At 60.6% G+C, this 16,381-nt stretch carries 13 protein-coding genes; 8 read left to right on the top strand and 5 right to left on the bottom strand.

What is annotated here, in order from left to right; all coding sequences use genetic code 11:
• Positions 1–127: 127 nt before the first annotated feature.
• From ASD28_RS30930 to ASD28_RS07690, 5 genes are all read right to left on the bottom strand, one after another.
• Positions 128–394 (bottom strand): PAAR domain-containing protein, encoded by a 267-nt coding sequence (locus tag ASD28_RS30930; protein WP_082577517.1) that lies wholly within the window; start codon positions 392–394, stop codon positions 128–130.
• A 2-nt stretch (positions 395–396) separates the two neighbouring features.
• A complete protein-coding gene (locus ASD28_RS30925) occupies positions 397–2,442 on the bottom strand; it encodes a DUF2235 domain-containing protein (protein ID WP_082577516.1) in 2,046 nt (681 codons plus the stop codon).
• The gene (locus ASD28_RS31695) at positions 2,443–2,814 is read right to left on the bottom strand and encodes a hypothetical protein (RefSeq protein WP_156403919.1); all 372 of its coding nucleotides are present in this window, start codon (positions 2,812–2,814) and stop codon (positions 2,443–2,445) included. It lies immediately after the preceding gene.
• Positions 2,815–3,011: 197 nt separating this feature from the next.
• Positions 3,012–3,932, bottom strand: a complete 921-nt coding sequence (locus ASD28_RS07695) for a DUF4123 domain-containing protein (RefSeq protein ID WP_056126023.1) — start codon at positions 3,930–3,932, stop codon at positions 3,012–3,014.
• Positions 3,929–6,466, bottom strand: coding sequence for a type VI secretion system Vgr family protein (locus ASD28_RS07690; protein WP_056126021.1), 2,538 nt, complete (start codon positions 6,464–6,466; stop codon positions 3,929–3,931). Before ASD28_RS07690 ends, ASD28_RS07695 begins: the two co-directional genes overlap by 4 nt.
• Positions 6,467–6,875: 409 nt before the next feature.
• Here ASD28_RS07690 and ASD28_RS07685 point away from each other — a divergent pair, with 409 nt between their 5' ends.
• The 8 genes from ASD28_RS07685 (at position 6,876) to ASD28_RS07650 (ending at position 16,328) form a co-directional block, all read left to right on the top strand.
• Positions 6,876–7,319 (top strand): YchJ family protein, encoded by a 444-nt coding sequence (locus ASD28_RS07685; RefSeq protein ID WP_056126019.1) that lies wholly within the window; start codon positions 6,876–6,878, stop codon positions 7,317–7,319.
• A 40-nt stretch (positions 7,320–7,359) separates the two neighbouring features.
• On the top strand, positions 7,360–8,967 hold the full coding sequence (locus ASD28_RS07680; RefSeq protein WP_056126017.1) for a carboxyl transferase domain-containing protein: 1,608 nt from the start codon (positions 7,360–7,362) through the stop codon (positions 8,965–8,967).
• Positions 8,968–8,977: 10 nt separating this feature from the next.
• Positions 8,978–9,763 carry an enoyl-CoA hydratase/isomerase family protein gene (locus ASD28_RS07675; protein WP_056126015.1) on the top strand — a complete coding sequence of 262 codons (786 nt, stop codon included), beginning with the start codon at positions 8,978–8,980 and terminating at the stop codon, positions 9,761–9,763.
• A gap of 21 nt (positions 9,764–9,784) precedes the next feature.
• Positions 9,785–11,128, top strand: a complete 1,344-nt coding sequence (gene bioA / locus ASD28_RS07670; RefSeq protein WP_056126012.1) for an adenosylmethionine--8-amino-7-oxononanoate transaminase — start codon at positions 9,785–9,787, stop codon at positions 11,126–11,128.
• A 2-nt stretch (positions 11,129–11,130) separates the two neighbouring features.
• Positions 11,131–12,318, top strand: coding sequence for an 8-amino-7-oxononanoate synthase (gene bioF / locus ASD28_RS07665; RefSeq protein WP_056126011.1), 1,188 nt, complete (start codon positions 11,131–11,133; stop codon positions 12,316–12,318).
• Entirely contained in the window at positions 12,315–13,109 is a 795-nt protein-coding gene (gene bioD / locus ASD28_RS07660) for a dethiobiotin synthase (RefSeq protein WP_056126009.1), read from the top strand. The genes bioF and bioD overlap by 4 nt, the downstream gene beginning before the upstream one ends.
• 19 nt (positions 13,110–13,128) lie before the next feature.
• Entirely contained in the window at positions 13,129–14,157 is a 1,029-nt protein-coding gene (gene bioB / locus ASD28_RS07655) for a biotin synthase BioB (protein ID WP_056126007.1), read from the top strand.
• Between the two features lie 161 nt (positions 14,158–14,318).
• Positions 14,319–16,328, top strand: a complete 2,010-nt coding sequence (locus ASD28_RS07650) for an acetyl/propionyl/methylcrotonyl-CoA carboxylase subunit alpha (protein ID WP_056126006.1) — start codon at positions 14,319–14,321, stop codon at positions 16,326–16,328.
• Positions 16,329–16,381: the final 53 nt, after the last annotated feature.

The following is a 16,381-nucleotide window of genomic DNA, read 5'->3' as shown; positions in this document are numbered from 1 at the left end:
TGCAAAGAAGTAATTTATTGCTGGCAAAGTCGCAAGTGCCACCGCCATCGGTAGCAAGCCCGCGATGCGCGCAAGAATGGGGAAACCGTAAAAGCGTGCAACGGTTTTTTTCACGGCTAACGCTACATTACCCTTGGGTTGCATCGATAGCGCTGGCAATCAGCGAGCAGCCGCATGCGGTTTTGTGGCCGTGCAGCGCCACGCTGCGGCCACCGACACTGAACACAAGGCAACCTTCAACGATCTCATTCATCCCGTGCCCCGGTAGTGGGCATGAAACCATGTCTCCCTTGCGAGCGATGCCAATACCGCGCAACGTATGCACCGGCGATGCAGTAATCACAACACCGCCATGTGTCGTCTTGTCTCCAAGCCGGACAATTGCAAGGGCCATTTCTAGATACCAATCGCCGAACGCACGGAATGCCAACCTTCTTCCACTGCTTGCATGCCCGTATCTACAGCCTCTCCCACGCTTCTGGCCGCGCCCGCTGCGCCGTTGTATATCTGATTACCGACTTCATTAGCCATTTTTTGCGTTGCATCCGCAAATTCCCCGACCTTTCGCTGGGTGGCATCCGCCAACTCGGCCGCTTTTTTCTGAGTCGCCTCTGTTGCGGCACTGGCCTGTTTCTTGGCCATGTCGATCGACGTGATCACCATTTGCTGGCCCCGCTTGACTGTTGAAATAATCACCTGCTTGCTGGTCTGATAAACCTCGACCGTGTAATTGACGCCGGCGCGGACGGTATCGACGACGAACTTCTCGCCAACTCGATAAGTGTGTGTGGCGATCAGCTTGCCTTCTTCCCAGGTTTCGACAACGACACCCTCGGCGCGATGATACACCTTGACCACGCCATTCTTAATAGCGGTCAGAGTATCGTCCATCCAGTCCAGCCCCCGCGCCAACACGTTCCGTGACGATTCAGCCATTCCGCGCGCAGTAAAGTAGCTGAATGGTTCAAGAGCATGCAGAAAGCCGGCCTTTGAGTCGTGCACATAGAACTGTATAAAATTAAGCGTTGGTTCGGCCGCAGTCGCCTGCCAGGCGTCGAGCCGCCATTTTGCAGGAAGGACCACAAAACCATTTAATCTGTACTCTACATTCATTGCGCGCGGCAGAGGACTTAGTGGCGATTTATTTTGAATTTTTTGCTCAATCGCCTCTGTAGCCAAAAATGCATCGGCTTCGGCAGCGATACCCGGATGGCCGACTTTTTTGAAGGTGCCGCTTCGACTCTCTGCCTCAATCAGATCGGGTGTCTTTATTTTTCGCCGAGTCATCGTACCCCACGCAGAATATAGTGCTTTCATATGAGCCGTTACAGATTGCTCCACGGTCGCATGCGATCCTATTAAATTCATATATTTCGCATAGGCATTAAGAGTATCAGGCATGATCTCAAAACGCGAGCGAAAAACTACGGCGTCAATTTTCTTGATATCGTCATAGTCAACCAACCGGACTCCGCTTTTTACGGCTTCGTGCATCATATCCCGCATGGGAATGCGTGCATAATTATTCGAGATTCCTTGGCAGACAGGCTCATACCCCCCTCCAACATCGGAGTGGGCGCCAGGATAAGCCGTTTCCGTCCAATTTGGCATGAGCTTGCCATCTTTGCGAATAAGATCGACAGGAAAGGAAAAGCGCAACTCGTGCGCAGCGACAAAATGAACACAGCGCTCGATTGCCTGTGGAACGACAAGATTCTTCTCATCAAATGGCATGTCGGCATTTTTTGCTGGTGCCCCGAATGATGCGACCGTATCGAATAACCCCATAAAATTGAACCGAATCGGCACACCGTTATAACGAAGGACTCCGTCCGGACCACGGGCTGTTTGTTTTAACATTTCGTTGCTAAAAGCACGCGCCAGCGCCGCCCCACGCGAGAAGCCAAAAATTGAAAGGTTAATTATAGTGATGAGACCGTGCGCCTCTAGAGCCTTGGCAAGCTCCTTGATATTTGCAGGTTTGCCTTTTTCAATATAGGGTTGCAAGGAAAGATTCAATTTTGCAGCGCTTTGCGATAGTACTTTGCGTAGGCGATCATTGACTCTTGCCTCGCCATAATCCGTTCGACGTGTTCCGCCAGCACCAGCGCCGAGACCTGCTACATCCCCGTCCTGGATTTTCATCAATTTCTTATCTATCCAGTCGGTTGCCGTGCCATTAAAAGGAGTTCCAACTCCAGACACATAGATTGCATAGTTAGAACTATCGTCGTCATCGACAAGATATTGCGTTGCTCGCCATAGACGAGCAGGATTACTCCATCTCATTAAGGGTTCGTCAACGGATTTGTTATTTCCAGTTCCATCAAAGAACACGCTAATATTAACTACATCCGAGCAGTTCTGTTTGGGACTTGGCTTCGCATCAGGTGCGTCGCGGTTCGAACTCTGAGCAGCGATTAATTTGTCGTGCTTCTCCATTTACTTTCTCGCGGCTTTTATTTTTTTCCCGCGAGCGGTCCTTTCCGGCATAGAATCCGAAAATGTAACCTCGGCAGTATCGTCCGGGTAGAGATGCAGCCCTAAATACTTGGTTCCCGCTGGAATTTGCTCAGGCGAAATAATTAACGTATTCTTTATTTTCATGTGCTCTCCATTTCGCGGAGTGCCTTCTGGCCCCCCTAGCGTCCAAGTTAGGGTCTGTACGCCAAAAGGAATACGTACGCCTGTAATTAGACCAGTGCCACCATATTTATTCATAACCCCAAGATCTTCACCGTTAAACATAATATCGCTTATCGGTCGATCAAGATTTGAAAACGCCTCTACGTCTAATACGGTGTAGTCCTGCATATTTTTTACTCCTTGCCCGCACGCTGCTAGCGGCATTAAAAGACCTGACATAATTACCTTAAGCGCAACACGCCTACGAGGAAATAAAAGTTCAGGTCCGTCAGATTTTTTCCTCAGCTCACGCATAGTAGGCTCTTAATCTTTCACTTAACTGGCGATTTTTTAAACTGAACAAAAACGGTCCAAGCAATCTTCCGCTAGGTTCTCGGGAACTGCTCCATTGCCTTATCAAAACTGATTTTTCCATCCTTAACTTGCTCTAGCAATGCGACGATATTTACGTCGGTGTGGAGCGCATCCGCATAAATCAACGCCGAGCATGTGTAGTTCAAAATGTCACGCATTCCGAATATTTTTAGTTTTCGCGCATCGAGCAAATGCTGCTCAATTACTCGGTAGCGCTGCGAAACAGGAATATCCCAAAGTAATTGAGGCTGGTTTTCCATGACCATTGATAACAATTGATCAGGCACGCCAGCTTCTACCAACATGTCTACCTGCACTTGAGTAAGCTTGAGCGGCAAACTGACCAGATGCGCAGCGGCTGCCTCGGCATTGGTCCTGGGCAGAATCTGTTGAGGATTTCCGTCCCGGTCCCAATACCACCACACCGAGATGCCCAGCAACAGACGCGCTCGCTGGCGCTCGCTCAGCACCGGCGCTGGGACGTGCAACGTGAGATCGCTTGCCTGCCCGGTCAGGGTTCCGAGCACGGCGGGATCCCAGAACGCGAAGATCATGTCGGTATCGTCGGGCAGCAGGATTTCAGTAAACGCCGCGAGATGCTCCCACAGCGTATCGAAGGAAAATCGGCTCGCCAGTAAGGTAAAGCTGGCTGGATGCTCAGCGCCTGCACGAAGAATGGAAGGCCAGATTTCCGAATCCGCTGCAAGCGGCGACAGCTCCAGCAGATACGGCGCATAGTCTTCCGCTTCGGAATCCAGCGCCGCCGGCAGCATGCACTTACCACGCACACCAATCCCACCTTTTTCGAATTTCTCAAGCAGCGTCTTGTCCTGTGCCTTGTCGATGATCGCGTAGCAGGTAAGGTTCTGGTTATCGAAAGCAGTCGCCAGGTTCGACTCGAAAGTGGAGACTTCCAACGGCGCAATCTTCATTGCTGCGCTCCTTTGTTCACGAACGCGCTACGCTGCTTCGCGCGCTTTTTCAGGCATTCAAGGCAAACTTCCTTGGGAAGCGTGGGTAGCGAATACGCTGTCGTCTGCGGCCCTGGTACGGAAAGCTCGGACGTGTGGATGATGCGCTTACCACTCGTCATGTCGGTGATTCCCGAGCCATTGATCTTGATCGCGGAGCCGTCGGCGCCGATCACTACCTCTTTCTTGGCGAAGATTTCGATCCGGTCGGTAGCCGACAATAGTCGCAACACCTTCTCCGCGATAATGTCGATGTCGCCATTCTGGGCTTGCACTTCGACTTTCCCCTTGGCGGCAAACAGCTTGATACCCGCGTTGTAGGCGAACAGGCTGATTTTTTCCTTGATGCTGGCAATCAGACTCTTGCCTACGGCCAGATTGGTGTCGGCACCCGACGACATCGTCATCTGGTCGCTGCTATGAATGTGCGTGCTTTTGGGCGTACTCAACCCGATACCAGCGGGAGAGGCAATCAGCAGCAGAGGATCGGCAAAACGGTTGGCCTCCTCTTGGCCAGGCCCGTTATACTGCGCCTGGGTAGCGTCGACGAATTCCTGGAGGGCCTCTTGTCCTGGCAGCGCCTCGGCACTGGACTTCTCGGCGACGTCCGACAGGTTTTTCGTCAGCTCCTGCGCTTCCTTCAATTGGTCACGTGCCTCGCGGACGTCCAGTTGCGAACCTTTCGGCCCTGGCCTGCCATAGGTGCTGATATACAGCCCCTGTTGCGTTGTAATGGCGCCGTACGCGTCCGAATTGAGTGCAAAACCGGAGCCATAAAAACCGGCACGATTGTTCCCCTGCTGACCAATCAGATAGCCGAGAGTGAGCTGCGCATTCGCGTGACTGCTGAACAGCTGCGCCCGGCTCTGTTCGGATGTGTCATCCATGACCAGCTGATTGAACCCGGCGCCTTTGTATTCTTTCGATTTGTAGCCGGACAGGCGGCCGTCGCTATGCCAATGCGGCGCCTGCTCGCCATTGTAGATACGTCCTGTGATGATCGGCCGGTCTGCGTCCCCATCGAGAAAGGTGATGATCACTTCCTGGCCGATGCGCGGCACATGGACGGCGCCCCATCCTTCACCCGCGTTCGGATAGCTGACCCGTACCCAGCAGGATGCCTTTTCATCGCCTGGGTTGAGCCGGTCCCAATGAAAGCGCACTTTCACCCGGTTCAGGTTATCGGTATAGATTTCTTCATCGGCAGGCCCGACCACGGTCGCCGTCTGCGCATGCATCGACGGCTTGACATGGTTGAACGGGCTGCGGTATTCCACGGTGCGCCGTTGTACCTCGAAACGGTTGAAGCAGTGACCCGTGCGGCTGCTCTCAGCGCCAGGAACCTCGTTATCGACACCGGACAAGCCCGCATCCGCAGCAAATTTGAGTAGATGGCCTCTCAGGCTCCCCGAAAACGCCTTCTGTGTCTTGGAAAGAGGCAAATTGTTTTCGATAGCCCATTCGACATTCAACACCACGAACTGGCGGTCTTCATCGGCGACTTCATCATGTGCCGGATGATGGGTGAGCGTGAACCACCGGCCCACCGGCAAATGGCGGACACCCGACGTGCCAAAAAACCGCTTGGCGCGAGACTCCCATTCCTGCACGCGCACGCGAGACTGGTCCGTCCCATGCTCGACACCCGAGTTCGTATAGGCACCGGTATATTCGTAAACCTCCAGCTGCGCTGGGATGCTTCCGTGATCCGGAAGAATTTGCATGCCGGTTTCGCTGATATTGCGCGGCGCCTTGTAGTCGAACGTCTTTGTTGAAAGTTGGCTGTTCAAAAGCGTTCGGGTGGTGCCCCACTGAACAATTTTGTCGACTTCATCGTTGGTACCGGCGCGATGGAAAGCGATGTCTTCGGGATGACGCGACTTCAGGTTTCCCACGGAATCGGTGATGATCCATTGATGGCCACTGCCGTCGGACGCCTGTTCAAAGTACGCATACCATCCTTCGCTCTCCATCATGCGCATGACGAAGTGCCAGTCCGTTTCATACTGGGTGCAGTAAGAACGAGGTCGGGCTGGCTGCGTCAGTTCGAACCTGAATCGTCCTTGGCACTGGGGATGGCCGTTCAATACGTCGGCGATGATGTCCTCGGCATTTTTATCCTGCCAGATGCGCGCATCCTTGCGGAACCTGAGAAAGTGGATACAACCCGAGAATTGGATCTGGTACGCCGAGAGTTGCCCGTCGCTGCCCAATTTTTTGGCCGTGTGAACATAGCCATGGACAGGTAAATAGGTCGCGTCGGTCTGCAGTATCCAAAGAGTGACTTCCTGTGCGATCAGTTGCTTGAGTTCGATATCGGCGTCGAGCGACAACAAGTCAACCGTGTAATCGAATCCTTCGCTGATGCGGTCGACCCCATGCGCCCGTTGCGGCAACAAGGTATCGGAGCCGAGGGAGGTATCCAACTTCAACAGCCGTCTGTCCTGACCGAGTTTCCCAAACAAAACACCTTTTACCTGGCTCACTTCACTCATGGGATTCGATTCCATCTAGCTCAATGGGTTAATACATGGTCGACAATGATACCTTGCAGTTTAAACTTATTGAAAAGAACGTGTCTTTCAGTAACAATTTTTTCCGGCACAAAGCTACCTTTGTCTAAACCGCTTACATGAATGTCGGTTTATCAGAATGTTATCAATATGTAATCATCCAGACAGTTCGTGTCATTCCTGCATCAGTTTTCGACATAATTGCAGGGAAAAGTTATAGAACAGCCACCGTAGGTCCCCAGAAACAAAAAATTTCTTCGCCCACTTAATGAGCAGTTCATTTATTTTCGGCAAAAGATCTGCGCAGATGCATCAAACGCAGCTCATCTGCTGCTATCCCGTATAAAAGCCCCGCCCACCCAGCCCCCGGAAATGGCGGATAATTGCCGCCATGTCTACTCCTGCGAAGCCTCTCCCCTGTCCTTGCGGCGGCCCGTCGATCATGCGCTGCTGCGGTCCCTTCATCGCCGGCGCGGAAATGCCGCCGACGGCCGAGGCATTGATGCGTTCCCGCTACACGGCCTTCGTGATGCGGGACGAGGCCTATCTGCGCGCGACCTGGCACCCCAGCACGCGGCCAACGGAACCGATCATCGACCAAAACCAAAAGGTGCAGTGGCTCGGACTTGAGATAAAATCTGCTTTACGTTTACGTCAACGTAAAGCAGACCTGCCGGAACAACCCAACGAAGACACCGTCGAATTCGTCGCCCGCTTCAAGGTCCACGGCCGCGCCCACCGGTTGCATGAAGTCAGCCGGTTCCTGCGCGAGCCGGACCCTGCCGTGGGTGGCAAGATGCGGTGGTTCTATGTGGACGGCAGTTTCCCTGAATAAAACCGCGCCACAAGCCGCGAACAGCAGGAGACAGGATCCGATGCCCCAGATCGACACGAAACTCAACCCGCGCAGCGAAGATTTCAAAGCCAACGCCGCCGCCATGCAAACCCTCGTCGACGACTTGCGCGCCAAGGTGGCGCAGGTCGCCAAGGGCGGCGGCGAGGCCGCGTGCGCCAAGCATGTCGCGCGCGGCAAGCTGCTGCCGCGCGAGCGCGTGCAGATGCTGCTCGATCCGGGCACCCCGTTCCTCGAATTCTCCCAGATGGCCGCGTACGCCATGTACGACGATGCGGCCCCTGCCGCCGGCATCATCACGGGCATCGGCCGCGTCGCTGGCCAGGAATGCGTGATCGTCTGTAACGACGCCACCGTCAAGGGCGGCACGTACTACCCGATGACGGTCAAAAAGCACCTGCGCGCGCAGGAGATCGCCGAGCAGAACAACCTGCCCTGCATCTACCTCGTCGACTCGGGCGGCGCCAACCTGCCGAACCAGGACGACGTGTTCCCCGACCGTGACCACTTCGGCCGCATCTTCTATAACCAGGCCAACCTGTCATCGAAAGGCATCCCGCAGATCGCCGTCGTGATGGGCTCCTGCACGGCGGGCGGCGCGTACGTGCCGGCGATGAGCGACGAATCCATCATCGTCAAGGAACAGGGCACGATCTTCCTGGGCGGCCCCCCGCTCGTGAAGGCGGCGACGGGCGAAGTCGTTACGGCCGAAGACCTCGGCGGCGGCGATGTCCACACGCGCCTGTCCGGCGTGGCCGACCACCTCGCGCAGGACGATACGCACGCGCTGGCGCTCGCGAGAACCATTGTCTCGAACCTGAACCGCACCAAGCCCCGGCAGGGTGCGCTGCGTCAAAGCACCGAGCCGAAATACGCGCCGGAAGAGCTGTACGGCGTCATTCCTGTCGACACCCGCAAACCGTTCGACGTGCGCGAAGTCATCGCGCGCATTGTCGACGGCAGCGAGTTCGACGAATTCAAGGCGAGATACGGCACGACGCTCGTTTGCGGCTTTGCCCACATCTTCGGCATGAAGGTCGGAATCATCGCCAACAACGGCATCCTGTTCTCGGAATCCGCGCTGAAGGGCACGCACTTCATCGAGCTGTGCTGCCAGAGAAAAATCCCGCTCGTCTTCCTGCAGAACATCACCGGCTTCATGGTCGGCCGCAAATACGAAAACGAAGGCATTGCCCGCAACGGCGCGAAGATGGTCACCGCGGTCGCGACGGCGTCGGTGCCCAAGTTCACCGTGATCATCGGCGGCTCGTTCGGCGCCGGTAACTACGGCATGTGCGGCCGCGCCTTCTCGCCGCGCTTCCTGTGGATGTGGCCCAATGCGCGCATCTCCGTGATGGGCGGCGACCAGGCGGCGTCGGTGCTGGCGACCGTCAAGCGCGACGGCATCGAGGCACGCGGCGGCCAGTGGAGTGCGGACGAGGAAGCCGCATTCAAGCAGCCGATCAAGGAACAGTACGAACACCAGGGCCACCCGTATTACGCCACCGCGCGCCTGTGGGACGACGGCGTGATCGATCCGGCCGATACGCGCATGGTGCTGGGCCTGGGCTTGTCAAGCGCGCTGAACGCGCCGATCGAGGACACGAAGTTCGGCGTGTTCCGCATGTGAGGAGACGGACATGGACTATCAAACGCTGACTGTCACCATCACGGACCGCATCGGCCACGTCACGCTGAACCGCCCCGACCTGCGCAACGCGTTCAACGAACAAAGCATCGCGGAGCTGGCCCTCGCCTTCGACGAACTGGGACGCAATGAACTCGTGCGCGCCATCGTGCTCGCCGCGAACGGCCCCGCGTTCTGCGCCGGCGCGGACCTGAACTGGATGAAGAAGATGGCCGGTTATTCGGACAGCGAAAACCGCGCCGACGCCATGCGCCTCGCCGACATGCTGCGCACGATGTATACGTGCCCGAAGCCCGTCGTGGCGAAGGTGCAGGGCGACTGCTACGCCGGCGGCATGGGCCTGGTGGCCGCATGCGATGTCGTCGTGGCCGTCGACACGGCGAACTTCTGCCTGTCCGAGGTAAAACTCGGGCTGATCCCGGCGACGATCTCGCCGTACGTGATCAAGGCGATGGGCGAGCAGGCCGCGCGCCGGTACTTCCTCACGGCCGAACGCTTCGACGCGAAGGAAGCCCACGGCATCGGCTTCGTGCACGAGATCGTGCCGGCCGCCGATCTCGACACGAAGGTCGCCGGCATCGTGCAGGCGCTGGCCAACAACAGCCCGAACGCCGTGCGCGAAGCGAAAAAGCTCGTGCGCGAGATCGCGGGCGAACCCGTCACGGAGGCGCTGCTGGAAGACACGGCCAACCGCATCGCGGTCATCCGCGCGTCGCTCGAAGGGCGCGAGGGCGTCGCCTCATTTCTCGAAAAACGCCGGCCTTCATGGCTGGACTAGCTAGACCAAACAGGACGTAGATTGAAACCCACCACCACCTCCTCCGACTGGATCGCGCGCAGCCTGCGCAGCGTCTGGCATCCATGCACGCAAATGCAGCACCACGAAGAGGTGCCGCTGATCGCCGTCAGCCACGCCAAGGGGCCATGGCTGTACGACCATGAAGGCCGGCGCTACCTGGACGGCATCAGTTCGTGGTGGGTCAATTTGTTCGGCCACGCCAACCCGCGCATCAACGCGGCGTTGAAAGACCAGCTGGACAAGCTCGAACACGCGATGCTCGCGGGTTTTACGCATGAACCGGTGATCGAGCTGTCGGAACAACTGGCCGCGCTGACGGGCCAGCAGCTGGGCCACGCGTTCTACGCATCCGACGGCGCATCGGCCGTCGAGATCGCGCTGAAAATGAGCTTCCATTACTGGCGCAACGCCGGCTATGCGGGCAAGCAGGAATTCGTCTGCCTGCAGGGCTCCTATCACGGCGAGACCGTCGGCGCGCTGGGCGTGACGGACGTCGCGCTGTTCAAGGATGCGTACGGCCCGCTGCTGCGCGCCGCGCGGACCGTGTCGTCGCCCGATGCGCGCAACGCCGTCGACGGCGAGTCCGCGCAGGATGTCGCGCTGCGTGCCGCGAAGGATGTCGAAGCGCTGTTCGCGGAACAGGGCGACAAGATCGCCGCCATCATCGTCGAACCGCTCGTGCAGTGCGCGACGGGCATGGCGATGCACGACCCGCTGTACCTGCAGCGCCTGCGCGAGCTGTGCGATAAATACCACGTGCACCTGATCGCCGACGAGATCGCGGTCGGCTGCGGCCGCACCGGCACGTTCTTCGCATGCGAACAGGCGGCGATCTGGCCGGACTTCATGTGCCTGTCGAAGGGCATCAGCGGCGGCTATCTGCCGCTGTCGCTCGTCCTCACCACCGACAAGGTCTATGAGGCGTTCTACAGCGAGGACATCACGCGCGGCTTCCTGCACTCGCACTCGTACACGGGCAACGCGCTGGCCTGCCGCGCCGCGCTGGCCACGCTGCAGATCTTCCGGGACGACGACGTATTGAACAAGAACCGCGAGACGGCCACGCGCCTGATGCTGGAACTGGCGCCGCTGCTGGACCACAAGCGCGTGACCAACTTCCGCCAGCGCGGCATGATTCTCGCGTTCGACGCGGTCGAGCCGGACACGCAGCGCGCCTCGACCTTCGCACGCCGCTTCTTCACGAGCGCCGTGGAAAACGAGTTACTGCTGCGGCCCATCGGACGCACCGTGTACATGATGCCGCCGTACGTGCTGGACGAGGAAGAGATCGTGGGCCTCGCCGCGCGCACGCGCAAGGTGTTCGAATCGGTGATCGCGGAGTGACGATGAACTTGATGGATAAAGTCCGCGCCCAGCTGGACGAGCTGGCAAACCACAGCCTGACCCGCCACCGGCGCACGGCGGAGACGCCCTGCGCGCCGCGCCAGGTCGTCGACGGCCGCGACCTGCTCGCGTTCTGCAGCAACGATTACCTGGGCCTCGCCGCCCACCCGCGCGTCGTGGAAGCGCTGCGCGAAGGTGCGAGCCTGTACGGCGCCGGCAGCGGCGCGTCGCACCTCGTGTCGGGCCACAGCCGCGCGCACGCCCTGCTGGAAGAGAGACTCGCCGCGTTCGAAGCGCCGCACCTCGAATCCGCACGCGCGCTGTACTTCTGCACCGGCTACATGGCGAACCTCGCCGTGCTGACGGGGCTCGGCAGCACGCTTGACGCGATGATCTTTTCGGAAGCGCTGAACCACGCCTCGCTGATCGACGGCGCCCGCCTCGCGCGCGCGGGCGTGACCGTGTACCCGCACGGCGACGTGGCCGCGCTGGAAGAGAAGCTCGCGGCGAGCGCTGCGCCCACCAAAATCGTCGTCACGGACAGCGTGTTCAGCATGGACGGCGACCTCGCCCCGCTGCCCGCGCTGCTCGCGCTGTGCGAACGTTATGGCGCGTGGCTCGTCGTCGACGATGCGCACGGCTTCGGCGTCCTGGGAGATAACGGCCGCGGCGCGCTGGAGCATTTCGACCTGCGCTCGCCGCACCTCGTCTACATCGGCACGCTGGGCAAGGCCGCGGGCGTGGGCGGCGCGTTCATCGCGGCGCACGAGGACGTGATCGAGCTGATGATCCAGCGCGCGCGTCCGTACATCTACACGACGGCCGCCGCGCCCGCGCTCGCGCACGCGCTGCTCGCGAGTGTGGATATCATCGAGGGCGATGAAGGTGAAAAACGCCGCGCCGGCCTGCGTGCGCGCATCGCGCAACTGGACGCCGGCCTGCGCCTGGAACGCTGGCAGCGTCCCGTGTCGACGACGGCGATCCAGCCCATCATCATCGGCGCCAACGACGAGGCGATGGCCGCCGCGGCCCGCCTGCACGAGCAGGGGCTGTGGGTGCCGGCGATCCGTCCGCCGACCGTGGCGGTGGGCACGGCGCGCCTGCGCGTCACACTGTCCGCCGCGCATACCGAACAAGACGTCGCGCAGTTGATTACTGCGCTCAACCAGCTGGAAAGGACCTGGGCATGAGTCTGAACGAGCCCGAACAATCCGTCGGCATGGCCGAACCGGCCGCGGTGCCGCTGACCATCCCCGCGGCGCTCGCCGCGGAAGGCGTGCCGACGCGCTTCGCCTGCTTCGTGACCGGCACGGACACGGAAATCGGCAAGACGCTGATCTCCAGCGCCATCCTCCATAAACTCGTGCGCCAGGGCGTGCGTGCGTGCGGCATGAAGCCCATCGCGGCCGGTGCCGAGGAACGCGACGGCGAATTGCACAACGACGACGCGGCCATGCTGCGCGCGGCCGGCAACGTGCTGCTGCCGCAATCGATCACGACGCCCTACATGCTGCGCGAACCGTGCGCCCCGCACATCGCGGCCGCGCTGGAAGGCGTGACCATCGAACCGGTGCCTATCCTGACGGCGTATGCCGAGATCCTGGGCGCGTCCGACGCGACCGTCGTCGAAGGCGTGGGCGGTTTCTGCGTGCCGTTCTCCGAAGATTTCGACAGCGCCGATCTGGCCGTACAATTGGGGTTGCCCGTCGTCCTCGTCGTCGGTATGCGCCTGGGCTGCATCAATCATGCTTTACTGACGGCCGAGGCGATCATCGCGCGCGGCCTCGTGCTTGCGGGCTGGGTCGCCAACCAGGTGGACCCGGACATGCGCTTCGCGATCGACAACGTCGCGGAGCTCGAACGCCGCCTGCCCGCCCCGCTGCTCGGCCGCGTGCCGCGCCTGGACGAACCGACGGCCGCCAAGGCCTCCACTTACCTCGAACTCGCGAGCCTGCCCGGATGGCCGGCCAAGCGAGCCTGACCAAAACAAGGAATCCGAAATGACCCAAGTCGTTACTCTCCACCCGCCGGTCACGCCGGCCTCCCTGCCGAAAGACGCCACCTGGCCCCTCGAAGACGTGCTCGCGCTGTTCGAACTGCCGCTGCCGGACCTGATGTTCCGCGCCCAGCAGGCCCACCGTGCCGAGTTCCCCGACGGCGACGTCGAACTCGCGACCCTGCTGTCGATCAAGACCGGCGGCTGCGAGGAAGACTGCGGCTACTGCCCGCAGGCCGCGCGCTACGACACCGGCGTCGAGGCGAAGAAGATCCTCGACCTCGACACCGTGCTGGACGCCGCCCGCGAAGCGAAGGCCAAGGGCGCAACCCGCTTCTGCATGGGCGCCGCCTGGCGCAGCCCGAAAGAGCGCGACATGGAGAAAGTGGAAGCCATGGTGCGCGGCGTGAAGGCGCTGGGCATGGAAACCTGCGCGACCCTCGGCATGCTGGAAGAAGGCCAGGCCGAGCAACTGAAGCAGGCGGGCCTGGACTACTACAACCACAACATCGACACCTCGCCGGATTTCTACGGCGACGTGATCTCCACGCGCGAATACCGCGACCGCCTGGACACGCTGGGCCGCGTACGCACGGCCGGCCTGAAGATCTGCTGCGGCGGCATCGTCGGCATGGGCGAGACGCGTGCCCAGCGCGCCGGCCTGATCGCGCAGCTGGCCAACATGAACCCGTATCCGGAATCGGTGCCCATCAACCACCTGGTGCAGGTGGAAGGCACGCCGATGCACGGCCTGCCGCCGCTGGACCCGATCGAATTCGTGCGCACGATCGCCGTCGCCCGCATCACGATGCCGAAGGCGCGCGTGCGTCTGTCGGCCGGCCGGCGCGAGCTGGGCGAAGCCGTGCAGGCGATGTGCTTCATGGCCGGTGCCAATTCCATCTTCTACGGCGACAAGCTGCTCACCACGGACAATCCGGAAGCGGACGACGACCGCAAGCTGCTGGAAAAGCTGGGCCTGAAAACGCGCTCGGCGATGCTGGAGTCGGTGCAGAAGGAAAGCTGCGGCTGCTGAAGCCGAAAAAACGCGTTCGACCTGTTCAGCAAAAAGACCCGTCATTCCCGCGAAAGCGGGAATCCATACGCCGCGTGATCCGTGGCTCAGCATGGGTCCCCGCCTCCGCGGGGACGACGTTTGAAGCTAACGTTTACAAAACTTAAAACAGACGAGACACCATGTTCACGAAGATCCTCATCGCCAACCGTGGCGAAATCGCCTGCCGGGTCGCCGCCACCGCGCGCCGCCTCGGCATCAAGACCGTTGCCGTCTATTCGGAAGCCGACGCCGGCGCGAAACACGTGGCGGTCTGCGATGAAGCGATCCTGCTCGGCCCCGCCGCCGCCAAGGACAGCTACCTGCGCGGCGACAAGATTATCGCCGCCGCGAAAGCCACCGGCGCGCAGGCGATCCACCCGGGCTACGGCTTCCTGTCCGAGAACGCCGAATTCGCGGAAGCCTGCGCGGCCGCGGGCCTCGTGTTCATCGGTCCTCCAGGATCGTCGATGCGCGCGATGGGATCGAAGTCCGCCGCCAAGCAGTTGATGGAAGGCGCGGGCGTGCCGCTCGTGCCGGGCTACCACGGCGATGCGCAGGACCCGGAACTGCTGCAATCGGAAGCGAACCGCATCGGCTATCCGGTGCTGCTGAAAGCCAGCGCGGGTGGCGGCGGCAAGGGCATGCGCGTCGTGGAACGGTCCGAGGATTTCCAGGCCGCGCTCGCGTCGTGCAAGCGCGAAGCCATTTCGTCGTTCGGCGACGACAAGGTGCTCGTCGAAAAATACCTCACGCGGCCGCGCCACATCGAGATCCAGGTGTTCGCGGACACGCACGGCAACTGCGTCTACCTGCACGAGCGCGACTGTTCCGTGCAGCGCCGTCACCAGAAGGTGCTGGAAGAAGCGCCGGCGCCGGGCATGCCGCCGGAGCGCCGCGCCGCGATGGGCGAAGCGGCCGTCGCGGCGGCACGTGCCGTGGGCTATGTGGGCGCGGGCACCGTCGAATTCATCGCCAACCAGGACGGCTCGTTCTACTTCATGGAGATGAACACGCGCCTGCAGGTCGAGCACCCCGTCACCGAGATGATCACGGGGACAGACCTCGTCGAATGGCAGTTGCGGGTGGCCGCCGGCCAGCCGCTGCCGAAGCAGCAGCAAGAACTCGCGATCCACGGCCACGCGATCGAGGCGCGCGTGTACGCGGAAAATCCGGAGAAGGGTTTCCTGCCCTCGATCGGGACACTCCTCTGCATGGACACCCCAAGCCATGTCGCGTTCGAACTGGGCGATGTGCGCATCGATTCCGGCGTGCGCGCGGGCGATGCGATTTCTCCGTTCTACGATCCGATGATCGCGAAGCTGATCGTGTGGGGCGCGGACCGCGCGCAGGCGCTGGCGCGCATGGCGCAGGCGCTGTCCGAATTCCACATCGTCGGCCTCGCGACCAATATCGCGTTCCTGAAACGCCTCGTCGAAGGCGATGCCTTTGCGCATGCCGACCTGGACACGGGCCTGATCGAGCGAAACACGGCCACGCTGTTCCCGCCGGCAGGACCGGCGCCCTTGTCCGCGCTGGCGCTGGCGGCCGTGGCCCTCGTCGCGGCGGAAACTCCCGCAAGCAGCAACCCGGCCGACCCGTGGACCAGCACCCACGGCTGGCGCATGAACGGCACGTATCGCCGCCGGCTGGCGTTCGGCGACGAGTACGCGGCCACGACCCAGGCCAAGGTCTATGCAATCGACATGGCCTATCATGCGCATGGCTGGACGTTCGAAGCGGACGGCAAGGCCCATCCGCTGGCGCTGGTCTCGCAACATGACAGCCGCTACGCGATCCGCCTGGACGGCCAGGCGATCCAGGGCACGGTGCGGCGCGACGGCGAAACGCTGCACGTGTTCACGGGCGGCCTGCACCACGTGCTGGATTGGCACGATCCGCTCGCGCATGCCGGCGAGCACGAGACGGCGGACGGCCGCCTGACGGCACCGATGCCGGGCAAGGTGGTGGCCGTGATCGCGTCCAGCGGACAGCTCGTCAAGAAAGGCGAGCCGCTCGTGATCATGGAAGCGATGAAGATGGAACACACGATTGCCGCACCGAGCGACGGCCTGGTCGAGGAAGTGTTGTACCAGGTCGGCGACCAGGTCGCGGATGGAGCACCGCTGCTGGCCTTCAAGACGGCAGCGTAATCAACGCCGTGGCGGAGACCGCGGCGCAGACCTACCAACGAGACAGCAAACGC

Source organism: Massilia sp. Root133, from assembly GCF_001426525.1.
In the GTDB taxonomy this organism is placed as follows: Bacteria; Pseudomonadota; Gammaproteobacteria; order Burkholderiales; family Burkholderiaceae_D; genus Telluria; species Telluria orientalis.
The sequence above is the reverse complement of the archived record's forward strand: the minus strand, read 5'-3'. Positions and strand labels throughout refer to the sequence as shown.

Bases quoted from the DNA above. Each gene is read 5' to 3' on its own strand.
- ASD28_RS07690 (WP_056126021.1), bottom strand. From the start codon at position 6,466: ATGAGTGAAGTGAGCCAGGTAAAAGGTGTTTTGTTTGGGAAACTCGGT.
- ASD28_RS07650 (WP_056126006.1), top strand. From the start codon at position 14,319: ATGTTCACGAAGATCCTCATCGCCAACCGTGGCGAAATCGCCTGCCGG.
- ASD28_RS07680 (WP_056126017.1), top strand. From the start codon at position 7,360: ATGCCCCAGATCGACACGAAACTCAACCCGCGCAGCGAAGATTTCAAA.
- ASD28_RS31695 (WP_156403919.1), bottom strand. From the start codon at position 2,814: ATGCAGGACTACACCGTATTAGACGTAGAGGCGTTTTCAAATCTTGAT.
- ASD28_RS30925 (WP_082577516.1), bottom strand. From the start codon at position 2,442: ATGGAGAAGCACGACAAATTAATCGCTGCTCAGAGTTCGAACCGCGAC.
- bioF (WP_056126011.1), top strand. From the start codon at position 11,131: ATGAACTTGATGGATAAAGTCCGCGCCCAGCTGGACGAGCTGGCAAAC.
- bioD (WP_056126009.1), top strand. From the start codon at position 12,315: ATGAGTCTGAACGAGCCCGAACAATCCGTCGGCATGGCCGAACCGGCC.
- ASD28_RS07675 (WP_056126015.1), top strand. From the start codon at position 8,978: ATGGACTATCAAACGCTGACTGTCACCATCACGGACCGCATCGGCCAC.
- ASD28_RS07685 (WP_056126019.1), top strand. From the start codon at position 6,876: ATGTCTACTCCTGCGAAGCCTCTCCCCTGTCCTTGCGGCGGCCCGTCG.
- ASD28_RS30930 (WP_082577517.1), bottom strand. From the start codon at position 394: ATGGCCCTTGCAATTGTCCGGCTTGGAGACAAGACGACACATGGCGGT.
- ASD28_RS07695 (WP_056126023.1), bottom strand. From the start codon at position 3,932: ATGAAGATTGCGCCGTTGGAAGTCTCCACTTTCGAGTCGAACCTGGCG.
- bioB (WP_056126007.1), top strand. From the start codon at position 13,129: ATGACCCAAGTCGTTACTCTCCACCCGCCGGTCACGCCGGCCTCCCTG.